This is a genomic window from Achromobacter sp. ACRQX, assembly GCF_022346505.1.
In the GTDB taxonomy this organism is placed as follows: Bacteria; Pseudomonadota; Gammaproteobacteria; order Burkholderiales; family Burkholderiaceae_B; genus Achromobacter; species Achromobacter animicus.
Genome location: NZ_JAKRML010000006.1, coordinates 111226 through 134505, shown reverse-complemented (window position 1 = coordinate 134505; position 23280 = coordinate 111226). Strand labels below are relative to the sequence as shown.

At 66.0% G+C, this 23280-nt stretch carries 17 protein-coding genes; 10 read left to right on the top strand and 7 right to left on the bottom strand.

What is annotated here, in order from left to right:
• Positions 1 to 27: 27 nt before the first annotated feature.
• Both MHZ91_RS08170 and MHZ91_RS08165 read right to left on the bottom strand, forming a co-directional pair.
• Entirely contained in the window at positions 28 to 2112 is a 2085-nt protein-coding gene (locus MHZ91_RS08170) for an acetate--CoA ligase family protein (protein WP_239213220.1), read from the bottom strand.
• The gene (locus MHZ91_RS08165; protein WP_175138156.1) at positions 2109 to 2912 is read right to left on the bottom strand and encodes an enoyl-CoA hydratase; all 804 of its coding nucleotides are present in this window, start codon (positions 2910 to 2912) and stop codon (positions 2109 to 2111) included. The genes MHZ91_RS08170 and MHZ91_RS08165 overlap by 4 nt, the downstream gene beginning before the upstream one ends.
• Before the next feature lie 113 nt (positions 2913 to 3025).
• Here MHZ91_RS08165 and MHZ91_RS08160 point away from each other — a divergent pair, with 113 nt between their 5' ends.
• Positions 3026 to 3805, top strand: a complete 780-nt coding sequence (locus MHZ91_RS08160) for an IclR family transcriptional regulator (RefSeq protein ID WP_175123654.1) — start codon at positions 3026 to 3028, stop codon at positions 3803 to 3805.
• 58 nt (positions 3806 to 3863) lie between these two features.
• Here MHZ91_RS08160 and MHZ91_RS08155 read toward each other — a convergent pair whose 3' ends face one another.
• A complete protein-coding gene (locus MHZ91_RS08155) occupies positions 3864 to 5045 on the bottom strand; it encodes an acetyl-CoA C-acyltransferase family protein (RefSeq protein WP_239213218.1) in 1182 nt (393 codons plus the stop codon).
• A 206-nt stretch (positions 5046 to 5251) separates the two neighbouring features.
• Here MHZ91_RS08155 and MHZ91_RS08150 point away from each other — a divergent pair, with 206 nt between their 5' ends.
• The 3 genes from MHZ91_RS08150 to MHZ91_RS08140 all read left to right on the top strand — a co-directional run bounded on the left by MHZ91_RS08150 (position 5252) and on the right by MHZ91_RS08140 (position 7983).
• On the top strand, positions 5252 to 6406 hold the full coding sequence (locus MHZ91_RS08150) for an acyl-CoA dehydrogenase family protein (RefSeq protein WP_239213216.1): 1155 nt from the start codon (positions 5252 to 5254) through the stop codon (positions 6404 to 6406).
• 11 nt (positions 6407 to 6417) lie between these two features.
• Positions 6418 to 7422: an acyl-CoA dehydrogenase gene (locus MHZ91_RS08145; protein WP_239213214.1), complete on the top strand. Its 1005-nt coding sequence runs from the start codon at positions 6418 to 6420 to the stop codon at positions 7420 to 7422.
• Positions 7423 to 7542: 120 nt separating this feature from the next.
• Positions 7543 to 7983 carry a CBS domain-containing protein gene (locus MHZ91_RS08140; RefSeq protein ID WP_105239654.1) on the top strand — a complete coding sequence of 147 codons (441 nt, stop codon included), beginning with the start codon at positions 7543 to 7545 and terminating at the stop codon, positions 7981 to 7983.
• A 149-nt stretch (positions 7984 to 8132) separates the two neighbouring features.
• Here MHZ91_RS08140 and MHZ91_RS08135 read toward each other — a convergent pair whose 3' ends face one another.
• The gene (locus tag MHZ91_RS08135) at positions 8133 to 8897 is read right to left on the bottom strand and encodes a TSUP family transporter (RefSeq protein ID WP_239213212.1); all 765 of its coding nucleotides are present in this window, start codon (positions 8895 to 8897) and stop codon (positions 8133 to 8135) included.
• A gap of 326 nt (positions 8898 to 9223) precedes the next feature.
• Between MHZ91_RS08135 and MHZ91_RS08130 the strand changes: the two genes are divergently transcribed.
• The 4 genes from MHZ91_RS08130 (at position 9224) to MHZ91_RS08115 (ending at position 14710) form a co-directional block, all read left to right on the top strand.
• A complete protein-coding gene (locus MHZ91_RS08130; protein ID WP_239213210.1) occupies positions 9224 to 10102 on the top strand; it encodes an FxLYD domain-containing protein in 879 nt (292 codons plus the stop codon).
• Complete coding sequence (locus MHZ91_RS08125; protein ID WP_175183969.1) at positions 10092 to 10985, top strand: FxLYD domain-containing protein; 894 nt, start codon at positions 10092 to 10094, stop codon at positions 10983 to 10985. Before MHZ91_RS08130 ends, MHZ91_RS08125 begins: the two co-directional genes overlap by 11 nt.
• Positions 10986 to 11315: 330 nt before the next feature.
• Positions 11316 to 13907, top strand: coding sequence for a bifunctional aconitate hydratase 2/2-methylisocitrate dehydratase (gene acnB, locus MHZ91_RS08120; protein WP_175123661.1), 2592 nt, complete (start codon positions 11316 to 11318; stop codon positions 13905 to 13907).
• Between the two features lie 206 nt (positions 13908 to 14113).
• A complete protein-coding gene (locus tag MHZ91_RS08115; protein WP_056563184.1) occupies positions 14114 to 14710 on the top strand; it encodes a hypothetical protein in 597 nt (198 codons plus the stop codon).
• A gap of 173 nt (positions 14711 to 14883) precedes the next feature.
• Here MHZ91_RS08115 and MHZ91_RS08110 read toward each other — a convergent pair whose 3' ends face one another.
• Positions 14884 to 17115: a TonB-dependent siderophore receptor gene (locus tag MHZ91_RS08110; protein WP_218344621.1), complete on the bottom strand. Its 2232-nt coding sequence runs from the start codon at positions 17113 to 17115 to the stop codon at positions 14884 to 14886.
• Between the two features lie 163 nt (positions 17116 to 17278).
• Positions 17279 to 18196, bottom strand: a complete 918-nt coding sequence (locus MHZ91_RS08105) for a pirin family protein (protein WP_239213208.1) — start codon at positions 18194 to 18196, stop codon at positions 17279 to 17281.
• A 151-nt stretch (positions 18197 to 18347) separates the two neighbouring features.
• On the opposite strand from MHZ91_RS08105, the gene MHZ91_RS08100 reads away from it, so the two are divergent.
• Both MHZ91_RS08100 and acnA read left to right on the top strand, forming a co-directional pair.
• Positions 18348 to 19256: a LysR substrate-binding domain-containing protein gene (locus tag MHZ91_RS08100; RefSeq protein WP_239213207.1), complete on the top strand. Its 909-nt coding sequence runs from the start codon at positions 18348 to 18350 to the stop codon at positions 19254 to 19256.
• Between the two features lie 249 nt (positions 19257 to 19505).
• Positions 19506 to 22211 carry an aconitate hydratase AcnA gene (gene acnA / locus MHZ91_RS08095; protein WP_239213206.1) on the top strand — a complete coding sequence of 902 codons (2706 nt, stop codon included), beginning with the start codon at positions 19506 to 19508 and terminating at the stop codon, positions 22209 to 22211.
• 153 nt (positions 22212 to 22364) lie between these two features.
• Here acnA and MHZ91_RS08090 read toward each other — a convergent pair whose 3' ends face one another.
• A complete protein-coding gene (locus MHZ91_RS08090; protein ID WP_239213205.1) occupies positions 22365 to 23138 on the bottom strand; it encodes a class III extradiol ring-cleavage dioxygenase in 774 nt (257 codons plus the stop codon).
• Between the last annotated feature and the right edge of the window lie 142 nt (positions 23139 to 23280).

Sequence of the window (23280 nt, the reverse complement as noted above, 5' to 3'; positions counted from 1 at the left end):
TCTCCTCCTGAGGAATGCGCAGACGCGCTACGGGGTTGCGGGCAGGATCAGCGCGTCCAGCACCGCAACGCCCTGTCCCGCCTCTTTGATCAGCAAGGGATTCACTTCTATTTGCGCCACATGCGCGGGCGCGGCAAGCAAGGCGTTGCCCACGGCCACGATGCTCCTGCACGCCGCCGCCAGATCGCCCCGGGGCTTGCCCCGGAAACCGTCCAGCAGCGCAAACGCCTTGAGCTCCTGCAACATCTGCAAGGCGATGTCCGCGTCCACCGGCAGGAGCCGGTGACTGGTGTCCTGGTAGATCTCGGTCAGCACCCCGCCCAGGCCCACCGTCAGCACGGGGCCGAAGACCGGATCGCGCGTGGCGCCAACGATGATCTCCGCCACACCGCGCTCCATCTTCTGGACCATGACGCCGTCGATACGCGCATTGGGCTGCGCGCGCGCCACCGCCTGCGTCACGGTGGCATGGGCCACGCGCACCGCCTCGTCGTCCGCAAGGTTCAGCGCGACGCCGCCCGCTTCCGTCTTGTGCGCGATGTCGGGGCTCAGGATCTTCAGGGCGACGGGATAGCCTGCAATGCGCGCATCGCGCACGGCCTCGTCCGCATTGCGCGCCACCGCGGTGGCAGCCTGGGGCAGACCGAACGCGGCCGCGAAGGCGCGAGCGTCCGCTTCGTTGCATGGCAGAGCCGGCGCGCTGGCCATCTCCAATGCGGGCGCCGCCGCCTGCCGCCGGGCCGTGCGCGCGTCACACCACAGCAAATATGGCGCCAGCGCCGCGACGGCCAGACCCAGATCCTCGAACACCGCGACTTCCGCCTCGCGCAGCGCGGCACGGCTTTGCGCGAGGCCCGTATCGATGGCGACGAACAACCGCGGGTGCTCCCGGGACGCTTCGGCCAACGCGTCGGCCATGCGGTCCAGCATGTACCCGGGCGCATACACGACCACGGCATCGATGGCGTCCGACGTGCCCAACGCCTGCAGCACGGTGCGCACAAAGGCGGGATCGTTGACCACGTTGCCGGTCACGTCCACCGGATTGCCCACCATGCCGTAATCCGGAATGCCGCCGCGCAGCACCTCCTGCAGATCCGGCGGCAGGTCTGGCAGCTCCAGCCCCGCACCGATGAACTTGTCGGCCAGGATGGCCCCCAGCGCCCCCGACATCGTCAGCACCGCCACGCGCTTGCCGGCCGTGCGGTGGCGCAGCGTCGCCAGACTGGCCAGATGCGCCATCTGCGCGAAGTCCGTGGCCTCGATGACGTTCAACTGGCGAAAGGCAGCCGCATACACGCGGCGGTCGCCGGCCAGCGCCGACGTGTGCGACTGCACGGCCTGCGCGCCCTTGTCGGTGGCGCCTGCCTTCAGGGCAATCAGCAGCTTGCCCTGGCGTTCCAGCTCGCGGCACGCGCGCACGAAGCGGCCGCCATCGCGCAACTGTTCGATGTAGCCGAGCACGATTTCCGTCTGCGGGTCCGCCGCCAGATATTCCAGGTACTGCGAAAAATCCAGGCAGGCCTCGTTGCCGGTGTTGATGAAGTGCGAGAACGGCAGCCCCAGCCTGCGCGCGATCGCGTACACCGCCGCGCACACGTTGCCGCTTTGGGTCAGCAGGCTGACCGAGCCCGGCCCCTCCTGCGCCGGCGCGGTCTTGAAGACCGACGCGAAGGCGGTATGCGCCTGCGTGTTCAGGTTTGCGAATCCCATGCAATTCGGGCCCGCGACCGCCATGCCGCTTTCCGACACGAAGGCCTCCAGTTCGTCCTGCAAACGCGCGCCCTCGCCGCCCGCCTCGGCAAAGCCCGCGGCATACACGATGGCCGCGGGGATGCCCCTGGCATGGCAGCGCCGCAGCATGGGCGTGACGTCGGCCGCGGCGATGGCCAGCACCGCCAGGTCCACCGGCTCGGGCACGGCTTCGATGTCGGGCCAGCACCGCAGGCCGAAGACCTCCTGGTATTTCGGGTTGACGGGATAGATGCCGCCCGAAAAGCCAAAGCGCGTCAGCAGTTCCAGCGGCATGCCGCCAATGCGGCCCGGGTTGGCGCTGGCGCCGATCATGGCGATCGATCGCGGATTCAGCAGCGGTTCAAGGCGTGAGGTCATGCGGCTTCGCCTTTCTTGTTGCGCTGGATGGCCTGCGCCAGGCCGCGCTCGCGCACCGCCTGGAATTCCTCGCTCAGGTGCGACAACTGATGCGTGTCGAAGTGCGCCGACAGCGCCGTGCGAAAGCCCTGCGCGTCCGCCGTGCGGTTCAGCGACCGCTTGATCAGGCGCAGTCCGAACGGCGGCGCCTGCGCGATGCGCTGGGCCAGCGCCAGCGTGGCGGCATCCAGTTCGGCTTCGGGCACCACCCGGTTCACCATGCCGATGCGCAATGCCTCCTGCGCATCGACCTTCTCGCCGGTGTAGAGCATTTCCTTGGCCTTGCGCAGCCCCATGACCCAGGGATGAATCAGCACCTCGGTGGCGGCCGCGGCCAGGGTGTGTCCGACCGGGTCCGAGAAGTACGCCGTGTCCGAACACACCACCAGGTCGCACATGTTGGCGATCATGAATCCGCCCGCCACGCACGCGCCCTGCACCTGCGCCACGGTGGGCTTGGGGAAGTCCCAGATGCGCAGGCAATACCCGTAGTAGCGGCGGGACTCGTAATCCCAGCGTTCCTCGACCGTGAAGTCGGCGCGCTTGGCCTGGGCTTCCTTCAGGTCATGCCCGGCCGAGAAATGCGCGCCGCGACCGGCCAGGATGACCACCCGCACCGCATCGTCCTGCTCGGCGCGCGAGAGGGCGTCATCCAGTTCGTCCAGCATCTGCTGGCTCTGGGCATTGCGCGCGGATTCGCGGGCCAGACTGATGCGGCATACCGCGTCGTGCCGTTCGACGGCCAGGGTGGCGTATTCCATGGTCTCCTCGTCCTTGTCATGCCGCGCCGTCGGATGCAGCGCGATCTCCATGCATTGAATTAACGCACTACAAATCCTAAAATACAAAATATTCGAATCCTTTTTCCCACAATATGAACAACCTAGGATCCACCGGCGGCACGCAGAGCATGCGCCGCGCGCTCGGCCTGTTGCGCGTGCTGGCGCAGCACCAGGAAGACGGCATCGACCTGCAGGGCGTCATGGCCGCCACCGGCCTGGAGCGTTCCACGGCGCACCGCCTGCTCAGTTGCCTGCTGGAAGAGCAGTTCGCCGAACGCGACCGCGCCACCCGCCGTTATCGGCTGGGCGTGGATTCGATGCAACTGGGGTTTGCCGCGTTGCGGCGCACACCTTTGCTGGACGCCTTGCGTCCGTTCGCGCAGAAGCTGGCACGCCTGTCTGGCGACACCGTGTTCCTGGTGATCCGCCAGGGCGACTACGCACTATGTTTGCTGCGCGAGGCCGGCTCATTTCCCGTCAAGGTATTCACCATCGACCAGGGCGAACGGCGGCTCTTGGGCGTGGGCGCGGGCGGCCTGGCGCTGATGGCAGCCCTGCCGGACGACGAGATCGCCGCGCTGTACGCAAGGCATGCGGCCAGCTACGCGCAGATCCGCGTCTCCAGCACCGCGCTGATGAAGGCGGTCAGGCAGACGCGCAATGCGGGATATTCCGAGATCGTGGACACCATCACGCCTGGCGTGTCCGGCGTGGGCGTGGCGTTTCCGGTGTCGGAGCTGACCTGGGTGGCGTTCAGTTTTGGCGCGATCAGCAGCCGGCTCGACGCGCCGCGGCGGGCGCAGATGGGCGCAATGCTAAACGCCGAATGCCAGGCGTGGGCCCAGGACTATCTGGGCCAGGCGGCCCCATGAAAAAACCCGCGAGGATCCGGCGCAGCCGGAACCTCGCGGGCTTGCCGAGCCGAACGAATCAGATCCGTTCGAAGATCGCGGCGATGCCCTGCCCGCCGCCGATGCACATGGTCACGAGCGCATAGCGTCCGCCCACGCGCTGCAGTTCATGCAGGGCCTTGGTGGTGATGATGGCGCCGGTCGCGCCGATCGGGTGGCCCAGGCCGATCCCGCTGCCGTTGGGGTTCACCTTGGCGGCGTCCAGCTTCAGTTCGCGCGACACTGCGCATGCCTGCGCGGCAAACGCCTCGTTGGCCTCGATGACGTCCAGCTGGTCGACCGTCAGGCCCGCGCGCTTGAGCGCCGCCTGCGTGGCCGGCACCGGACCGATGCCCATGATGTCGGGGTCCACGCCCGAATGCGCGTAGGCCACCAGACGCGCCAGCGGCTTGACGCCGCGTTTGGCCGCGACAGACGCGTTCATCAGCACCAGCGCACCCGCGCCGTCGTTCAGCCCGGACGCATTGCCCGCCGTGACGGTGCCGTTTTCCTTCTGGAACACCGGCTTGAGCGTGGCCAGGCTGTCGGCCGTGACGTCGCGGCGCACGTGTTCGTCGGTGTCGAACACGATCTCACCTTTGCGCGACTTGATCTTCACGGGCACGATCTGGTCGCGGAAGTAACCCGCATCGATCGCGGCGGCGGCGCGGCGGTGCGATTCCGCGGCCGTGGCGTCCTGGTCCTGCCGGTTGATGCCGAACTTGGCGGCCACGTTTTCCGCCGTGACGCCCATGTGCATCTTGCCAAAGGGGTCGGACAGCGCGCCGGTCATCATGTCCAGCATGACGCTGTCGCCCATGCGCGCGCCCCAGCGCTGGGCCGGGGCGATGTACGGCGCGCGGCTCATGCTTTCGGCGCCGGCGCCCACGGCAATGTCGGCGTCGCCCAGCATGATGGTTTGCGCAGCGGACACGATGGCCTGCAGGCCCGAACCGCACAGGCGGTTGACGTTGAACGCGGGCGTTTCCTTGGAGATGCCGGCATTCATGGCGGCCACGCGCGACAGGTACATGTCGCGCGGCTCGGTGTTGATGACATGGCCGACGGCGACATGGCCGACTTCGTCGCCCGAGACGCCTGCGCGTTCCAGCGCGGCCCGGATGACGGTGGCGCCCAGATCGCAGGGGGGCACATCCTTGAGCGCGCCGCCGAAATCTCCAATGGCGGTGCGGACGGCCGAAGCGACGATGACTTCATTCATGGTGTTTCCTCCTTGTAGTGCGTTGTGGTTCGTGCGTTGTGGGTCGCGCGATGCGGTCCATGAAGTGCGTTCCATCATACTGCCCGCCACTCGATACAAAACCCATATCGCAAACCCGCAAAATAATATTGGACAGCTATCAGTGCATTCCCGGATAGTGGCCGTCGGCGCCTGTCGCGGCGCCCTTGCCTGACCCGGAGCGACTGATGATCGATACGCTGGAACTCACTGCCATTCCTCCCGAGGATGAAGCCTTGCGCACCGAGGTGCGCGCCTTCCTGGCCGATGCGCTGGACGGCCTGGAGCCGGATGAGCGCGCCCGTTCATGGATGGGTTTTGACGCGGGCTTTAGCCGCCAGCTTGCCGAACGCGGCTGGCTGGGCCTGACGCTGCCGCGCGAATACGGCGGCGCGGCACGCGGCCACTTTGCGCGATTCGTGTTGTCCGAAGAATTGCTGGGCGCGGGCGCGCCGGTGTCGGCGCACTGGATTGCCGATCGCCAGAGCGCGCCGCTCATCCTGAAATACGGCACGCCAGCGCAAAAGGATTTTTATCTGCCGCGCATCTGCGCCGCGCAGGCCTTCTTCTGCATCGGCATGAGCGAGCCGGGCTCCGGTTCGGATCTGGCCAGCATCCGCACCCGAGCGGAAGCCGTGGCGGGCGGCTGGCGGTTGAACGGCAGCAAGATCTGGACGACGAACGCGCACCGTTCGCACTACATGATTGCGCTGGTTCGCACGTCCGGCACCGCGGACGACCGGCATCAGGGGCTGTCGCAGGTGATTGTGGACCTGTCGTTGCCCGGCGTGTCGGTGCGCCCGATCGAAGACCTGGCGGGCGATACGCACTTTTCGGAAGTCTTCTTCGACAACGTCGAATTGCCCGACGAGGCGCTGATCGGCGAAGAAGGCGGCGGCTGGGCCCAGGTAAATGCGGAACTGGCCTTCGAGCGCAGCGGCCCCGAGCGCCTGTATTCCAGCATCGCCCTGCTGGAGTGCTGGCTGGCACATTGGCACGATGACGGTGGCGATGCCGATGCCGCCAGCCGGACAGCGCTGGGCAGCATCCTGTCGCAGATGGCGGTGCTGCGCGCGATGTCGCTGGCCGTGGCCGGCAAGCTGGCGGCGGGCCTGAGCCCCGCCACGGAGGCATCGCTGGTCAAGGATCTGGGCACCGAGCTTGAACAGGCGATTCCGCGCCTGATCGGCGATACGCTGGGCAGGCACCCCGACCGCCCCGTGCCGCTGCCGCTGCTGCGCACGCTGGCGTATCTGGAACAGGTCGCGCCGACGTTTTCGCTGCGCGGCGGCACCCGCGAAATCCTGCGCGGCATCATTGCCCGCGGCCTTGGCCTTCGATAAGGACGACCGTCATGGACAACATTTTTGGCGATGCCGCCGAACGCCTTTTTGCCCAGACCTGCACCCCGGATGTGATCCGCCGCGCCGAACGCGGTCAGCCATCCGGCGACGCATGGCAGGCCTGCGAGGACGCGGGGTTCGCGGATGCGCTGGTGCGGGAAGATCATGGTGGCGCGGGCCTGGGCCTGGCCGACGCGCTGCCCGTCGTGCTGGCGGCGGGGCGCCATCTGTGCCCCTACCCCATTGCCCACACGCTGCTGGCGCGCGCGTGGCTAAGCCGCGTGCAGCGGCCGCAGGCGGCGGGTGCCATCGCGCTGGCACCGAACGGCTTTGCGATCAACGGCGGGCGTATCGCGGGCGTGAGCGTAGCGTGGGCGCGCAGCGCTGACTACGTGCTGGCCGGCATCGATGGCCAGACCTGGCTGCTGCCCATGCAGGCGGCGCGCGTCGAATCCAACGGCGTGCACGGCAGCCTGGACGGCGGCGTTTCCTGCGCGCTGTCCGACGCCGAACGCCTCGACAGTCCGGCGCCGCTGGATACGATGGCGGCGACCGCCTACGCGGGGTTGATCGCCGGCGCCATGGATCGCGTGCTGGCGATGACGCTGGACTATGCGAACCAGCGCGCGCAGTTCGGCAAGCCCATCGGGCGCTTTCAGGCCGTGCAGCAGCAGATCAGCGAGATGGCCGAACAGGTGTGGGCCGCCCGCATGGCCGCGCAACTGGCTTTTCAGGGCAATGACGGGCTGCCCCGTCCGCTGCTCGCCGCGCTGGGCAAGGCCCGCGCCAGCCAGGCCGTGCCGCGCGTGGCCGACATCGCGCACGCGGTGCACGGCGCCATTGGCGTCACCGAGGAGTACGACCTGCAGTTGTATACGCGCAGGCTGCGCGAATGGCGGCTCGCGGCGGGATCGGAATCGTATTGGCATGACCGCATCGGGGCTGACGCCCTCAGCAGCCGCAGCGACGCGCTGACCTATCTGCGTACGGCGTTGTACGGCAAGGAAACGGCATGAAGGCCGATCCGCGCCAGCGTTTCGCGTCAAAAACACGATGTAACGCGCCCTGCTTGCGGCAATGCCGCAGGCAGGCTTAGGATGGTGCTTCGATCCTCACCACCGATTCGGGAGCACATCGTGAAGACAGTTGCTGAGCTTCTCAGGGAAAAGGCCAATCACGCCGTCGTAACGGTTTCGCCGGATTCGTCGGTCTTCGACGCGATCAAGACGATGGCCGACCGCAGCATCGGGGCGGTGGTGGTGGTGGAAGGCGACGTGGTGCTGGGCATGCTGACCGAACGCGACTACGCGCGCAAGATCGTGCTGCAGGACCGGTCGTCGCGCACGACCAAGGTGCGCGACATCATGACGGACTCGGTGTATTACGTCAGCCCCACCGACACGCGGGAACACTGTATGGCCATGATGACCGAGCGGCATTTCCGCCATCTGCCGGTCATCGACAACGACAAGCTGATCGGATTGCTATCCATCGGCGACCTGGTCAAGGACGTGATGAGCGAGCAGAAATTCATCATTCATGAACTCGAGCGCTACATCACGGGGGAGCGTGGTTGACGGGTGAGTGAGGCCGGCGGTATCTCGCCGGCTGCGCCCGATGGGCCTCGCTTGGCCGGCAGCGCGTAGCCGGCAGCGCGTAGCCGGCAGCGCCTAGCCGGCCGTACCTAGCCGGCCGCGCCTAACCGGCCGCGCCTAACCGGCCGTACCTAGCCGGCCGCCAATATCCTCGTCGCCGGGACGATGAGCCCCAGGCCGGCGGCCAGCAGCAGCACGAACACCATCCGCTTGACCTTCTTCATCGAATTCTCGGTGCTGAAGCGGCGCGCAAACCACGTCACGCCGATCACGACCGGCAGCGCCTGCACGCTCAGCCAGAACGATGACGCCATGAACGCGCCCTGCCCGGTCACGAGCGCCAGGCGCACCGTGGCATTGAGCGAGAAGAGAATCAGCAGGCTGTTGCGGATGGTGGCCAACGGCAGCGGCTGGCGGTACAGGTGATAGACCATGGGCGGACCGGCGCTGGAAAACAGGCCGCCCAGCACACCCGAAACGCCACCGAAAAATACGCTGGAAGTGCGGGACGACAACTGCGCCAGCGGTTGGGTTCGCGTCACGAGCAAAATGGCGCAGGCCAGGATGGTGACGCCCAGCAGCAACTGCAGCAACACCGCCATGGACCCGCTGATCCACGTCAGCGCGGCCACGCCCACCCCGACGCCGGCCAGGCTGCTGACGGCGGCGGGGGTCAGCAGCGACCAGTTCACCTGCGGCTTGGCGCGCAGCAGCGTGACGCCCGCATTGACCAGGGACAGCACGCTGACCACGTTGGCGACTTCGGACACCGAGGCAAGCTGGAACACGCCCGACAGGCCCAGCAGCACCAGGCCGAACGCAAAGCCCGTCATCGTCTGGGCATAGGTGGCAAGCGCCACGCAGGCCAGAAACAGCAGATGTTGATAGATGCTCATGCAGGAAGAGCCAGACCTCGGCTCTGCCCGGCTGCGCGCCGATTGGGGCGGCAGGAGAGCGGATCGACGGGAAACGGCGGCGTAATGGTTGATGTGACAACGATTTTTCGCCGGGGATGATAGCACCGGGTGCGGCACGCATTCCGGCCCCGATATCGCCGATTCCACACATATGGTCACAAACTGATGCGCTCATGCACCCCGGGTGCGGCCGACGGCCGCTATCCTTGCCGCCCGGTAAGCCCTTCACGCCGGTCCCGCCGCGCCATCCCGGTTCGCGGCGCGCGGCCGGACCGCCTGCGTAGCGTAAATGACGCCCCGCGAGAATGACGCCCAAACAGACCACTATCAACACGGTGACGCTGACCTGCTCCACGTGCGGCAGCGCCAGTTTCACCAAGCTGGACACCAACGAATACCAGTGCAGCCACTGCCATGCGGTGACGCTGGTCGAAGACAACGTCGCGCAGCGGCTGGAAAAGATCCTGCGCAACATCCAGCAGCCCAAGCCTGCGCCCATCAAGCCGGCCGCCATCGCGGCGATCTCGGCGGCGATCCTTGCCGCCGTCATCATCCCGCTGGTCGTCTCATCGCTGAGTTCGCGCCCGTCGCCCCTGCCCGCCCGCATTGTCGAACCGCCCATCGACGCCTCGCTGGTCAAGCTGACGGACGTGCAGGAGGTCAAGACGCGCGGGCGCAACGAGCTGGTCATGATCGTGCGCAACGAGACCGGCCGGAAGATCGACGTGCCGCGCGTGACGGCATCGTTCTTCCAGGGGGATCTGTCGCTGTCCACCGTGTCGGGCTCGGCGCCCGCGCGCTCGCTGGAACCGGGGGAGTACACCCCGCTGAAGATATCGTTGCCGTCCAAGGCGTACAGCCGCTACGACTTGCAGGTCGGCACGCCGTCGCCCGCGCGCGGCAAGAACAACGATGTGGCTGCCAGCCGCGTTCAGCTTGTGCGCAATGACGGCAATTACCGTCTGGTCGGCCTGATCCGCAACCAGGGCACCAACCCCGCCAGCAGCACGCAGATCACCGTCATGCTCTATGGCGCCGACGGCGGCCTGATCGGCACGGGCAACGGCTACGCGACCGCCAGCCCGCTGGCCCCCGACGCGCTGACGTCCTTCGACGTGCGCTGCGAAATGCTGCGCGATGGCGAGGTCGCCTCCTACGATTACATGGTGCAAAGTGAAAGCTGACCCCTCCTCCTCCCGGCGCCTGTCGCGGCCGGCCCTGGCAGGGCTGGCGCTGATCCTGTTTGGCGCGGGCGGGTATGCCGCGTGGAAATACACCGCGCTGGGATCCGCCAGCCCGCCCCCGGCGCAGGCGCAGGCCGTGGCCAAATCCGCCGAGCCCGAGGCCAAGCCGCCCGTCAGCCGCATCGTGCGCGTCAGCCCGGCCAACACGCGGGTCATCGACCACGTCCGTCTGACCACCGAAGAACTGCTGGACCCGGATTTCGCCCTGTTTGATGCCGGGGCGTTGAAGCTGTCCGCACCTCGCCGGCTGCTGGACGAAATCGAACGCCCGGTGCTGTATGCCGAACTGGTCAACACCAGCGACCAGTTCGTAGCGCTGTCGCCCCGGGCGGAAATCGCGGTGTTCGACGGGTCGCGTCCGCTCGAGCTGCGCCAGGCCTGGAGCCTGCCGACGCATCTGTACCCTGGCGAGCGCGTGCCCGTGGCGCTGACCGGGCGCGTGGAACGCTTTACGGAAGTGAAAACCAACTGGCTGCCCGCCAAACGCGCTGCCCTGCCCGGCCCGCGTCCGCAGTTGGCCGTCACGGTGGAAAACACCGAAGCCGCCATCGGCACCGGCACGCTGAACTTCACCTACCGCTTCCGTTACAAGTACGTGACGGTGCACGGCCGGGTGCGCAACGACAGCAGCAGCGAGGTCGAGAAGGTGCGCGTGTGGGTCAGCCTGTATGACGCGCAGGATCAGCTCACGGGCGCCACGTTCCAGGAACTGCGGGTGCCGCGTCTGCCGCCGGGCGACAGTGCGCCGTTCCAGGTGGACGTCAAGCAATACGGCGGCAACTTCGCCCGCGTGGGCGTGGTGTACGACGCCACGGCGCCCTGACCGGCTGGCGGTGGGCTGTTTTAGCGAAGCGGCCCTCGGGGCCGCTTTTTCTTTGCGGGGCGCCCGGGCCCTTGTCGTCCAGGGGCCCCGCCCCCACCTCCCCACCCGCTGCCGCGTGCCGCCGACTCCTGCCGCCCGAGGCCCGCAGCCGACGACCAACGCCGGACGCCCGACGCCGGACGCCCGTCGCCCCGCCAAGGCGTCGCCACCGAACAACAGCTATCGGCTCAAGTCTTATATAAGATATAAGACATTTGCTACCGGCCCCCACTTGCTTCTACAATTCCGGCCGACAACCCTTCTTCCAACCCGACTTTGAGCAGGCCTCACATGCTGGATACTTACCGCCAACACGTCGCCGAACGCGCGGCTCTGGGGATTCCCCCGCTGCCCCTTACGGCCAAACAAACCGCTGAACTGATCGAACTGCTGAAGAACCCGCCCGCTGGCGAGGAGCAGAACCTGGTCGAGCTGCTGACGCATCGCGTGCCGGCCGGCGTGGACGATGCCGCCAAGGTCAAGGCCTCCTACCTGGCCGCCGTGGCGCTGGGCAAGGAAGCTTGTGCGCTGATCAGCCGAGCCAAGGCGACGCAACTGCTGGGCACGATGCTCGGCGGCTACAACATTGGCCCGCTGGTCGACCTGCTGGATGATGCGGAAATCGGCACCATCGCCGCCGATGCGCTCAAGAAGACCCTTTTGATGTTCGACGCCTTCCACGACGTGAAGGAAAAGGCCGACAAGGGCAACGCCAACGCCAAGTCCGTGCTGCAAAGCTGGGCCGACGCCGAATGGTTCACCAGCCGTCCGGAACTGCCGGAAAGCCTGACCATCACGGTCTTCAAGGTCCCTGGCGAAACCAACACCGACGACCTGTCGCCCGCCCCCGACGCCACCACGCGTCCCGACATCCCGATGCACGCCCTGGCGATGCTCAAGAACAAGCGCGACGGCGCTGCGTTCGAACCGGAAGAAGACGGCAAGCGCGGCCCGGTCAAGTTCATCGAATCCCTGAAGGAAAAGGGCCACCTGGTCGCCTACGTGGGCGACGTGGTCGGCACGGGTTCGTCGCGCAAGTCGGCCACCAACTCGGTGCTGTGGTTCACGGGCGAAGACATCCCCTTCGTGCCGAACAAGCGCTTTGGCGGCGTGTGCCTGGGCAACAAGATCGCCCCGATCTTCTACAACACGATGGAAGACGCCGGCGCCCTGCCGATCGAACTCGACGTTTCCAAGATGGAAATGGGCGACGTGGTCGAACTGCGCCCCTACGACGGCAAGGCCATCAAGAACGGTGAAGTCATCGCCGAATTCGAGGTCAAGTCCGACGTGCTGTTCGACGAAGTGCGCGCCGGCGGCCGCATTCCGCTGATCATCGGCCGCGGCCTGACCGCCAAGGCCCGCGAAGCGCTGGGTCTGGCGCCCTCGACGCTGTTCCGCCTGCCCAAGGATCCGGTCGACTCCGGCCGCGGCTACACGCTGGCCCAGAAGATGGTCGGCCGCGCCTGCGGCCTGCCGGAAGGCAAGGGTATCCGCCCGGGCACCTACTGCGAACCGAAGATGACCTCGGTCGGCAGCCAGGACACCACCGGCCCGATGACCCGCGACGAACTGAAGGACCTGGCCTGCCTGGGCTTCTCGTCCGACCTGGTGATGCAGTCGTTCTGCCACACCGCCGCCTACCCCAAGCCCGTCGACGTCAAGACGCACCACACGCTGCCTGAGTTCATCAGCACGCGTGGCGGCGTGTCGCTGCGTCCCGGCGACGGCGTGATCCACTCGTGGCTGAACCGCATGCTGCTGCCCGACACCGTCGGCACCGGCGGCGACTCGCACACCCGCTTCCCCATCGGCATCTCGTTCCCCGCCGGCTCGGGCCTGGTGGCCTTTGCCGCCGCCACCGGCGTCATGCCGCTGGACATGCCGGAATCGGTGCTGGTCCGCTTCAAGGGCAAGCTGCAACCCGGCGTCACGCTGCGCGACCTGGTCAACGCCATCCCGCTGTACGCCATCAAGCAAGGCCTGCTGACGGTTGCCAAGCAAGGCAAGAAGAACATCTTCTCCGGCCGCATCCTGGAAATCGAAGGCCTGCCCGACCTGAAGGTCGAACAAGCCTTTGAACTGTCGGACGCCTCGGCCGAACGCTCGGCCGCCGGTTGCTCGGTGTTCCTGAACAAGGAACCGATCATCGAGTACATCAACAGCAACATCGTGATGCTCAAGTGGATGATCGCCAACGGCTACGAAGACGAGCGCACGCTGGGCCGCCGCATCAAGGCCATGGAAGCCTGGCTGGCCGATCCCAAGCTGCTGGAGCCGGACGCCGACGCCGAATACGCCGCGGTCATCGAGATCGACCTGGCCGACGTGCATGAGCCCATCGTTGCCTGCCCGAACGACCCCGACGACGTCAAGACGCTGTCGGAAGTCGCCGGCGCCAAGATCGACGAAGTGTTCATCGGCAGCTGCATGACCAACATCGGCCACTTCCGCGCAGCGTCCAAGCTGCTCGAAGGCAAGCGCGACATTCCGGTCAAGCTGTGGGTCGCTCCCCCGACCAAGATGGACGCCACGCAGCTGACCGAGGAAGGCCACTACGGCGTGTTCGGCACCGCCGGCGCCCGCACCGAAATGCCGGGCTGCTCGCTGTGCATGGGCAACCAGGCGCAGGTCCGCGAAGGCGCGACGGTCATGTCGACGAGCACCCGCAACTTCCCGAACCGCCTGGGCAAGAACACGAACGTGTACCTGGGTTCGGCCGAACTGGCCGCCATCTGCTCGAAGCTTGGCCGCATCCCGACCAAGGACGAGTACATGGCCGACATGGGCGTCATCAACAAGAGCGGCGACCAGATCTACCAGTACCTGAACTTCGACAAGATCGCCGACTACAAGGACGTGGCGGACGTGATCGAGGTCTGATCCCGACTCCCCTGCCAGGCCTTGCGGCCTGAACAACGGCCCCGTGCAATCGCCCGGGGCCGTTTTTTTCACCTTTATCCGGGCAATTCGGATCGGCGCGCAGCCTGTATAACGAAACGTTTCAATACAATCCAGGCATGCCGGTGAGACGTCGGCCGCCAACGCCGGGAAAGCCCCGGCGCATTTTTCCTGGAGGAAGCCTGCCAATGATCCGGCTATTGCCGCCGACGCTGTTGCTGACGCTAGCCGGCTGCGCCACCGCGCCGCCCTCGAATCCCGACAACATCTGCGCCATCTTCCGAGAGAAACCGGAATGGCACGACGCGGCGCTGGACGTGCAGAAGAAATGGGGCGCCCCGGTGCCGGTGCCCATCGCGATGATGTACCAGGAGTCGTCCTTCAAGCACGACGCTTTGCCGCCGCGCTATTACTTTCTGGGCTTCATCCCTTGGGGCCGCGTCAGTTCCGCCTATGGGTATGCGCAGGCCAAGGACGAAACCTGGGCCGACTACAAGCGCGAAGCGGGCGGCTGGACGTCCAGCCGGGACAATTTTGCCGACGCGCTCGACTTCATGGGCTGGTACATGAGCAAGACGCAGCGCATCAACGGGATCTCTAAGTGGGATGCGTATGGGCAGTACCTGAACTATCACGAAGGCTGGACCGGATACCGCAACCGTAGTTATGACCGTAAGGCGTGGTTGAAGACCGTGTCGCAGAAAGTGCAGGCGCGCGCCGAGAAATTTACCGCGCAGTACAAGAGCTGCGAGTCGAGCCTGTCGCGGGGCGGATGGTTCTGGTAAGGCGTCGCCTGTTGGGTGTCTGACACCCCGCAGAGACGACGGTACAGGCTGAGGATCGTCTCCCGAGGTGGTCAGACACCGTTGTGCACCTGCGCGGCGACAGGTCAAAAAAAATCCCCCGCGTCGCGAGGCTTTCGGGGGATTTTTCATGTACGGGCATCAGCCCGCAGCGATCAGAAGTCCATGCTCGCCGACAGCGAGAACGTGCGCGGGCCGCCCAGGACGAGGTAGCCGTTGCCCGGGTAACCGCCCACCGACGACCAGTAGTTGCGATTGGCGATGTTGTCGACGCGGGCGCGCAGCGTCACGACGTGGCCGTCGACGTCCATCATGTAGCGCAGGCCGGCGTCAAAGCGCGTCCAGCCGGGAACCTTGAGCGTGTTGGCGTCATCGGCATACGACGAGCCGGTGTAGACCACGCGGCCATCGATGGCCAGGCCTTCCACGCCCGGGATGTCCCATTCCACGCCCATGTTGGCCTGGAAGCGCGGCACGCCGATCACGCGGTTGCCGTTCAGCGAGGCGGTGCCGGTCTTGACCTGCTTGGCATCCAGCCAGGTCAGGCCGCCCAGGAGACGCACGCTGCGCACGGGCTCGCCGAAGACGGTCAGTTCGACGCCTTGGTGGCGGTCTTCGCCCGAATTGGTCAGCTCGTTGCTGGCGTTGTAGGCCGCGCGCGGCTTGTCGGTCGAGAAGAACGCCAGGCCGCCGCCGAGGCTCTCGCCTTCGTACTTCACGCCCACTTCCTTCTGCTTGGACACGAAGGGCGGCAGGCTCTGGCCAACGTTCGGCACGGGACGGCCGCCTGCCGTCGCAGGCGCGGTCGGGCCGGCAACCAAGGCTTCGATGTAGTTGGCATACAGCGAAACGCTCGGCGCCACCTTGAACACCAGACCGAAGGCCGGCGAATTGTGGCTGGCGTCGTAGGCGCCGCTTTCCGCGCCGGTGTTGTAGGCGTAGTCACGTTGCGACATGCGCTGATGACGAATGCCGGCGGTGAACAGCACCTTGTCGTCAAGGAAGGACATCGTGTCGCCGATGGCATAGCTGCTCAGGCGGGTACGGCCTTGCAACGCGGGGTTGTCCAGATCGTTGCCGCGCAGCGCGCCGGCACTGAATGCAGGCTTGTCGTACGAGATGGGATCGTAGATGTTCGTGGGGAACGTGTTGCGGAAGTCCATCACGTACGCGTTCTTCTTCTTCAGATCGAACCACGAGGCCGACACGACGAATTCGTGACCCACGGGACCGGTGCGCAACTTGCCGCGCAGGCCGATTTCTCCCGTGTTGACGCTGTCTTCGCGGGTGTTGTCGAAGCGGTAGAAATTGCCGGCGCCGGTGCTGCCATTGGTGAGCGTGATGTTGCCCAGCGAATTGGCTTCGTCGCTACGGCGCATGCCGAACGCGCCGTACGCGGTCAGCTTGTCGCTGAAGTCATGTTCGGCGCGCAACGTGCCGAAGACGTCGCGCTCGTTGGAATAGGTCCACGGCTGCGCATAGTTCGAGCTGGCGTCCGGCGCATCGGGCACGGTCGTGACACCGGCGCCCAGCGTCACGTTGGGACGCGGACGCTTGAGCTTGTTTTCCTGCCAGCCGATGTCGGCGGACAGGCGCGTGTCGGCCGACCGCCAGTCCAGGCCCAGCGAAACGACGCTGGTGCGGCTGTGTTCGTCATCGATCGCCGTGTCGCCGCTGCGTTGTGCGGCGTTCAGGCGGATGCCGGTACTGTCATCCGGGCCGAAGCGGCGCGCGATGTCGGTGGAAAGCTGGAATTGGCCGCCGCTGGAAACGCCCGTGGTGACGCGCGTCAGCGGTTCGTTCGGCGCGCGCTTGGGCACCAGGTTGATCACGCCGCCGATGCCGCCGCCGCCGGGCGTCGCGCCCGTCAGGAAGGCGGTTGCGCCGCGGAGCACTTCCACGCGCTCGAACAGTTCGGTGGCAATGTATTGGCGGGGAAGCAGGCTGTAGAGGCCGTTGTAGGCCACATCATCCGAGCTCAGGATGAAGCCGCGAATGAAGTACGACTCCTGGAAATTACCGAAGCCGCGCGCCACGCGCACGCCCGAGTCGTTCTGCAGCACATCGCCCACGCTCTTCGCCTGACGATCCTGGATCAGCTCATTCGTGTAGCTGGTCACGCTGAACGGCGTGTTCATGAAATCCTCGGTGCCGAGGATGCCGACACGGCCGCCGCGGGCCACCTGGCCGCCCGCGAACGGCGCCGACAGGCCGCCGGCGGACGCGTCAGCGCTCGCCTCGACCCGGATGGCGTCCATCGAGGTCACGGGACCGCTGGTCGTGGCGGGCTGGGTCGTCTGGGGGGCTGTCTGGGGCGCGGTCTGGGCGTGGACGGCGCCAAAGCACGGCAGCGCGGCGGCCATGCAAGCGAGAGTTCTGATTTTCATATGGGGACGCTGGTGGTGCGGAAACAAGCTCCGCGGTGCGGTGGGGAGATCCGCTTGAGAGATCTGACGCGCTAGATGTTACCAAAAGAGAATCGTTCTCATTGCGTCCCTCAAGAAGAATCCGTGTCCAACGTTGCGGCTGAACAACAGATTCCGTCCTGATTCAGCAGATGCTCAATGCATCTTCCGCCGCCGGGCTCTCCACGGCGTCGTATGCCGTCAGCGCCTCGGCTAGGGCCGCATCGGCAGCCGGCGTGATGCCGGCGCCCTGCTCCGACGCCGCCACGACGGCGGGGCCGGCCACCAGCACAAAATGAACGGGCACCTTGCCCGCCATCAGCAGCAGCACGCCTTCTTCACCATCCGGCGTGGCGCTGGCGGCAGCGGCGGAACCGGCGGGCAACACCGCAAAGTCCGGATCGCCCCCCGCCACCTTGGGCAGCGGCGGCCCGCCCTTGCTGCGGTGCCTGGCGCGCACGCCCAAGTCGCCCTGCACCGCATAGAACCAGGCATTCCAGCCAGGCGGCATGGGCAGGAGCGTCGTCGCGCCCGGCCGCAGCCAGCCGTCCAGGATCAGCAGCGGTTCGGGCGTGCACAAGGGCGATTCAAGACCGGCATAGGTGCCCGCCACCACGCGGACCTTGCCCGAGGGGGTCTGAATGACGGGCATGTCCGCAGCGCGCAGCAACGAGGTAGACGGCGGCAGGGACTTCAGATGCGCCGGGTGGTCGATGAAGATCTGCAGCCCGTGCAGCGTGGCGTCGCCCGCCGGCCGTTGCGCGTGCACGATGCCTCGCCCGGCTTGTGTCCACTGCAGGTCGCCCGCGCGGATTTCGCGATTGTTCTCGATGCCTTCCAGGCTCTGCATGACGCCCGTGCTGTCTTCCAGCAGCAGCGTCGCGGCGCTGACGCCGGCGTGCGTATGTGGCTCAAACGTGGGACCCGTCATGACGAAGTGGTCCACCAGCACCACGGGCGACATGCCCCCCGAAAAATCGGTATGGCGGAACTGACGGATGGTGCAGGCGTCGCCCAGGTAGCGGCTGGATCCGGCGATGACGGCGCTGAGATGAAGAGTCAAAAAGTGCTGCCTTGCTGTTTGCTGAACATGTATTGCGGCGACAGCTTATGAGGTCGGCCCGCCGGACAGTAGGGGCCAATTTCAGGAATAATTGTCCCGGCTGTCAGGACAATGACATCAAATTTTCGAATTTCTCCTATTAAAACGCTGTATGCCTAACTACGTTCATCGCCTTGAAGACCTGCTGCTTTTCAGCGAAGTTGTCGAAAAAGGTGGCTTCTCGGCGGCCGCACGTGTGTTGAATATGCAACGTTCCAAGCTCAGCCGCCGGGTTGCGGAGCTTGAAGCGCGCCTGGGCGTGCGGCTGCTTCAACGCAATACGCGCCGAGTGTCGCTGACGCCGATGGGCGAACAGATACATGCCCATGCGCAGGCGCTGGCCCGCGAAGCGCGCAGCGTCTTCGATCTGGCTGCGTCGATGGGCGATGCGCCAGCCGGCATGCTGCGCATCACCGCGCCGGCGCCGCTTGCGACGCGGGTGTTGGGCGGACTGGTCGCCCGTTTCTGCGCGGACCATCCCCGCGTGCGGGTGCTGCTGGATACCCGCGACCAGATCATCGATCTGGTCGGTGAAGGCTACGACCTGGCGTTCCGCGCCCAGGCGTCTTCGCTCACGGATGCCAAGCTCAATGCGCTGGAAATTGCCCCAGTGCCGCTGGCGCTGGTGTGCAGCCCTGCGATGGCCAGATCCGCACCGCGCCACCCGCGCGATCTGGCTACCCTGCCCCTGCTGGCCCACGGCACGCAGGATAGCCCGCACACCTGGCGGCTGACCGGGCCGGGCGGTGAAATGCAGTCAGTGGAGTTCAAGCCGCGCAGCCTGAGCAGCAATATGGACACGCTGCGCGCAATGGCCGGCGCGGGGCTGGGCGTGGCGCTGGTCCCGCGCTATCTGTGCGGCACTGAACTCGACCAGGGCGATCTGGCGCATATCCTGCCCAGCTGGTCGGCGGCGCCCGCGCGGATCTACGCCGTCATGCCCGCGCGCTGCGGTGAGCCGCTGGCGTTGAAACGATTTCTTGAATACGTGGCGGCGGAGCTGCCGGCGCGCCTGATCTAAGGGCCATTCTTGCGCGCGCAGGGTCTTGCAGGCTTGGCGCGCGTCCGCCAAAGTAAGGGTTTCGCCGAATCCGGACCGGTCTGGGTCGATAAAGGGCCGGAACTTTGACGCGTCGCCCAAGTCTTATATAAGATATAAGACATAAACCAAGATATAGACCCTCGGCAAACTTGTCCAAGAGACAATGACAAACCTGCCGAAACGCCTGAAAATGCCGCCTTCAGCCTGGGCAAAACCACGGAGTCCATCATGCCGCACAACACCCTAGACACACTCAAGAATTTCAAGATCGGCAACAAGTCCTGTCAGTTCTACTCGCTGCCGGCGCTGGGCAAATCGCTCGGCATCGACGTGCAGCGGCTGCCGGTCTCCATCCGCATCGTGCTGGAATCCGTGCTGCGCAACTGCGATGGCAAGAAAGTCACCGAAGAACACGTGCGGCAGCTCGCCAACTGGCAGGCCAACGCCAAGCGCGAAGATGAAATTCCCTTTGTGGTCGCCCGGGTCGTGCTGCAGGACTTCACCGGGGTGCCGCTCTTGGCCGACATCGCGGCCATGCGCTCGGTTGCCGACAAGATGGGCAAGAGCCCCAAGAGCATCGAACCCCTGGTGCCCGTGGACCTGGTGGTGGACCACTCGGTCATGATCGATTACTTCGGCACCAAGAACGCGCTGGACCTGAACATGAAGCTGGAGTTCAAGCGCAACCAGGAGCGCTACCAGTTCATGAAGTGGGGCATGCAGGCGTTCGACACCTTCGGCGTCGTGCCGCCGGGCTTCGGCATCGTCCACCAGGTCAACCTGGAATACCTGGCGCGCGGTGTGCACCAGGACAAGAAGAACAGCGTCTTCTACCCCGATTCGCTGGTGGGCACCGACAGCCACACCACCATGATCAACGGCATCGGCGTGGTCGGCTGGGGCGTGGGCGGCATCGAAGCGGAAGCCGGCATGCTGGGCCAGCCCGTGTACTTCCTGACGCCCGACGTCGTGGGCGTCGAGCTCAAGGGCCAGTTGCGCGGCGGCGTCACCGCCACCGACCTGGTGCTGACCATCACCGAAATGCTGCGCCGTGAAAAGGTGGTGGGCAAGTTCGTCGAATTCTGCGGCGAAGGCACCGCCAGCCTGACCGTGGCCGAACGCGCCACCATCGGCAACATGGCGCCCGAGTACGGCGCCACCATGGGCTTCTTCCCGGTCGACGAACGCACCATCGACTACTTCCGCGGCACCGGCCGCACCGAAGAGGAAATCGCTGCCTTCGAGGCCTATTTCAAGGCGCAGAAGATGTTCGGCGTTCCCGCGGCCCAGGACATCAACTTCACCAAGCTGCTGACGCTGGACCTGTCCACCGTCGCCCCGTCGCTGGCTGGCCCGAAGCGTCCGCAGGACCGCATCGAGATCGGCAACGTCAAGAACACGTTCATCGACCTGTTCTCCAAGCCGGTCGCCGAAAACGGCTTCAACCAGCCCGCCGAAAAGCTGGATCAAACCTTCACCACCAGCACCGGCACCAAGGTCAAGAACGGCGACATCCTGATCGCCGCCATCACGTCCTGCACCAACACGTCCAACCCCAGCGTGCTGCTGGCGGCGGGCCTGTTGGCCAAGAAGGCCGTGGAAGCCGGCCTGACGGTGCCCAAGCACATCAAGACCTCGCTGGCCCCCGGATCGCGCGTGGTCACCGAATACCTGACCAAGACGGGCCTCTTGCCCTACCTGGAAAAGCTGGGCTTCGACGTGGCGGCCTACGGCTGCACGACCTGCATCGGCAACGCCGGCGACCTGACGGCTGACTTGAACGAAGCCATCACCAGCAACGACCTCGTTTGCTCGGCAGTGCTCTCGGGCAACCGCAACTTCGAGGCGCGCATCCACCCGAACATCAAGGCCAACTTCCTGGCTTCGCCGCCGCTGGTCGTGGCCTACGCCCTGGCCGGCACCGTCACGCGCGACCTGATGACCGAGCCCGTGGGCCGCGGCAAGAACGGCGACGTGTGGCTGGGCAACATCTGGCCGACCACCGAGGAAATCGACGCGCTGCTGAAGTACGCGCTGGACCCCGAGGCCTTCGAGGCGAACTACGGCCAGGTCAAGAGCAACCCCGGCAAGCTGTGGGAAAACATCAAGGGCGTCACGGGTGATACCTACAACTGGCCCGACTCCACGTACATCGCCGAACCGCCCTTCTTCGAAGGTTTCGGCATGACGCCGGGCGCGATGCCCACGGTCAAGGGCGCGCGCGCGCTGGGCGTCTTCGGCGACTCGGTCACCACCGACCACATCTCGCCCGCCGGCTCCATCAAGGAAAGCTCGCCCGCCGGCAAGTGGCTGAAGGAAAACGGCGTCATGAAGGCCGACTTCAACAGCTACGGTTCGCGCCGCGGCAACCATGAAATCATGATGCGCGGCACCTTCGCCAACGTGCGCATCAAGAACCTCATGATTCCCGCGCTGCCGGACGGCAGCCGCTTCGAAGGCGGCGAAACCCTGTTCCAGCCCACCGGCGAACAGATGTCGATCTACGACGCCGCCATGAAGTACGTCGCGGCCGGCACGCCCACCGTGGTGTTCGGCGGCGAAGAATACGGCACCGGCTCGTCGCGCGACTGGGCCGCCAAGGGCACCCAGCTGCTCGGCGTCAAGGCGGTCATCACGCGCAGCTTCGAGCGCATCCACCGCAGCAACCTGGTGGGCATGGGCGTGCTGCCCCTGCAGTTCAAGGGCAACGACAGCGTGCAGTCGCTGGGAATCACCGGCGAAGAAACGTACGACATCTCGGGCCTGGAAAACGGCATCAAGCCGATGCAGGACGTGACGTTGACGATCACGCGCAAGGACGGTTCGAAGCAGGACGTGACCGTGCTGCTGCGTATCGACACCCCGATCGAGGTCGATTATTACCAGCACGGCGGGATCCTGCCGTTCGTGCTGCGCCAACTGCTTGCTGCCTGATCGTCAACGGTCGCAGCTCAGTAAGAACGCCCCGGGACCTTGCGGTTCCGGGGCGTTTTTCATGGGCAGCAGAGGTGTCTGACACCCTCCAGAGATATCTTCGGCTTGCCGCCGTTTCTCAACGGGTGTCAGACACCAGGTAATGGCGCGGGCTTAATCAAACTGATAGGCGTCCATCGCCAACGCCGCGTACGACACTTCGTCATTCAGCCGCCGCGCCTTCGTGCCGCCCGCGCCCAATGCCACATACAGCGGCATCAGATGATCGTCATGCGGATGCGCCTGCATGGCGCCGGGCGCCTGCGCCTGCCAATCCAGCAGCGCAGGCACGTCGTGATGCGCCAGCTTGTCCGCGTACCACGCCTGAAAGCCCGGCACGTAGCCGGCCGCCGGCGCGTTCTGTGGCATGCGGACGTGGCGCAGGTTGTGCGTCAGCGACCCCGAGCCGATGATCAGGATGTCTTCGTCGCGCAGGCGCGCCAGCGCGCGGCCCAGTTCCATCTGTCCCGCCGCGTCGCGCCCCATGTCCAGTGACAGTTGCACAACCGGCACGTCCACATCCGGGTACAGATAGCGCAGCGGCACCCAGGCCCCGTGGTCCAACGGGCGCCGGGGATCACGATCGGCGGCGATGCCCGATTCGGCCAGCAGCGCCTGCACGCGCGCGGCCAGTTCGGGCGACCCGGGCGCGGCGTACTGCAGCGCGTAAAGCTCCTGCGGGAAGCCGCCGAAGTCGTGCCAGGCGACCTGCTGATCGCGGGTCGAGAGCGCCAGCCCCTCGCCCATCCAGTGCGGCGAAACGACCAGGATGCCGCGCGGCTTGCGGCCCTGCGCGGCGCTCCAGTCCGCTAGTGCGGGGCCGGTGCGGCCGGGCTCGACGGCGAGCATGGGAGAACCGTGGGATACGAAAAGCGTAGGCCAACGCATGGCTGTGCCTCCAGAAACAATAACGATGCCGTCATTGTCGGCCGATTCAAACGAGCAATAAACCCCCGGTCTCGGGATAATCTGTTGCCCGATAAGCATCAATGAAGACCGCGCGCGCTTGAGAATTCCGCCGTAGTCACGC